The following is a 2,106-nucleotide window of genomic DNA, read 5'->3' on the forward strand; positions in this document are numbered from 1 at the left end:
GCCGGTGCCGTCACGAGGACGGCACCGGCCGCGGCAGGGTGCGGGCTCAGCCTCAGTGCTCGGGGGCAGCTTCGGCGGGCTCGACCTTCTGGCCCAGCTCGGCCATGAGGTCGGTGAACCAGGCCTGGGTGATGTCGAAGGGCTTGGCGCCGGCGATGCGCGGGAAGGCGATCGCGGTGAGCTCGTCGTTGTTCTCCTCGTCCTGGCCGATGACGCCGGACTCGCCGCGCAGGGCGCAGTCGACGGCCAGGTCGCACATCTTCTTGATGAGGGCGAGGTCCTCGGCGTTGGCGTGGGCGGCGCGCGAGTAGTAGCCGGACTTCTGGACCATGACCTTCTCAGCACCGATGAGCTCGGCGAACTGCTTGGCGAACCACTGGCCGGGGTTGATGGTGTCGAGCTTGACGTGGCCGAAGGGGTCGCGCTGGACCTCCTGGCCGGCGGCTTCCATCTCCGCGATGATCTCGGGGACGCCGGCACCCTCGGACAGGAAGATGTTGACGTTGCCCTGCTCGTCCATGATGGCCTTGAGGCGCTCGGCCTCGGCGGCGATGTCGAGCTTCACCTCGGGGAGGAAGACGGCGTGGACGTCCCAGCGCTCCTTGGTCAGGCCGAGGGAGGGGGCCCACTGCTTGGTCTGGAGCAGGTCGTGGTAGCGGCGGGCGGTCTCGGCGGTGAGGTAGCCGCAGTTGCGGCCCATGCACTCGTGGACGATGAGCATGCGGGGGTTGGAGCGGTGCTCGCCGATGACGTTGAAGGCGAAGCCGGCGCCCTCGTCGGCCGCGGTCCAGGCGCCCAGGGACTGGCGGATCGGAACCACGTCGTTGTCGATGGTCTTGGGCAGGCCGACGACGGTGAGCTCGTAGTCGTTCTCGTGGAGGTAGGCGGCCAGGTCGGCGGCGGTGGTGTTGGTGTCGTCGCCACCGATGGTGTGCAGAACGTCGACGCCGTCCTTGCGCAGCTGCTCGGCGGCGAACTCCAGGGGGTTGACGCCCTCCTTCACCAGGCCGCGCTCAACGAGGTTCTTGGCGTTGGTGAGCTTGACGCGAGAGTTGCCGATCGGGGACCCGCCGAAGTCGCGCAGGATGCCGGCATTCTTGCGGCCCTCTTCGTCAATGACGATGTAGTTGCCGGTGAGCAGGCCGTGGTAGCCGTACTGGTAGGCGATGATCTCGACCTCGGGAGCGACCTGCGTGTAGCGCTCGATGAGGTCGCCGACAGCGGCGGACAGACAGGGGGCGAAACCGCCAGCGGTGAGCAGGGCGACGCGACGAATCGACATCAGGAACCTTTCCTTGGATACGAGGAGTGACGGACCCATCCTAACGGTATGCCCCGGCGTCCCCGCCAGGCCCTTCGGGCCCAAGGTCGGGGTCGGACTCTGGGGCAGTACCTTGCTCAGGATCGGCGAGAATCCGCTCATCTACAAGTCGTACCGCCAGTTCCGGCGCCACACGCACCAGTACATCGAAGTTGTCCCACACGGAGGCACCGTAGAACCACGAGCGAGCAAGAACAGAACGAGTCAGGCCGAGCCACCGTTCACGCATCGGAGAACTCGCATCAACAAGATCGACGACGTCGAGACACGCAGTTGCAAGAAAGGCGCAAGAGTTAGCGGAATCCTGCCTATGCACATATCCTCCGATCTCAGCAAGCGCGATTTGCAGAATGTTGACAGCCTCATTTGAAGAGCCTTTGCTAGCTAACTCCTTCATGAGCACGGATTGAGCACGACTTCGGCAACTCAGCTCATTTATCAGTGAGATGACCATCAAAGTTTGGTCGGTTTCACCCACATGAGCTAGCGCACCCGCCACCTCCATCAGAGCCCGGTCACGCTCCCAAGAACTCTCGATCTGCTGAGCCGTGGCGAGGCCCTCACCGGTATGGCCCGCCCGGACCAGCGCACCCACCACCTTCACCAGAGCCCAATCACGCTCCCCAAAGTTCTCAATCTGCTGAGCCGCGTTTACCGCATTCCCGGCGACCCGCCGCGCTCCTTCAGCGTCCCCCACCCGGACCAGCGCACAAGCAAGAGCCCCTGCACTTAGCCAGGGCTCCTCTATCCGCTTGGCCGCGTTTACCGCATTCCCGGCGACCCGC

2 protein-coding genes are annotated in these 2,106 nt (G+C 64.8%); both read right to left on the reverse strand.

The genetic code is table 11. The features are described from left to right. Positions 1-52 precede the first annotated feature (52 nt). The gene (locus HMPREF3165_RS10035; RefSeq protein WP_070513076.1) at positions 53-1,282 is read right to left on the reverse strand and encodes a pyrophosphate--fructose-6-phosphate 1-phosphotransferase; all 1,230 of its coding nucleotides are present in this window, start codon (positions 1,280-1,282) and stop codon (positions 53-55) included. Between the two features lie 40 nt (positions 1,283-1,322). Then, positions 1,323-2,106: hypothetical protein (locus HMPREF3165_RS13450; RefSeq protein WP_176747046.1), on the reverse strand; the 784-nt coding region annotated here is incomplete at its 5' end.

The organism is Actinomyces sp. HMSC08A09 (assembly GCF_001807465.1).
Classification (GTDB): Bacteria; Actinomycetota; Actinomycetes; order Actinomycetales; family Actinomycetaceae; genus Actinomyces; species Actinomyces oris.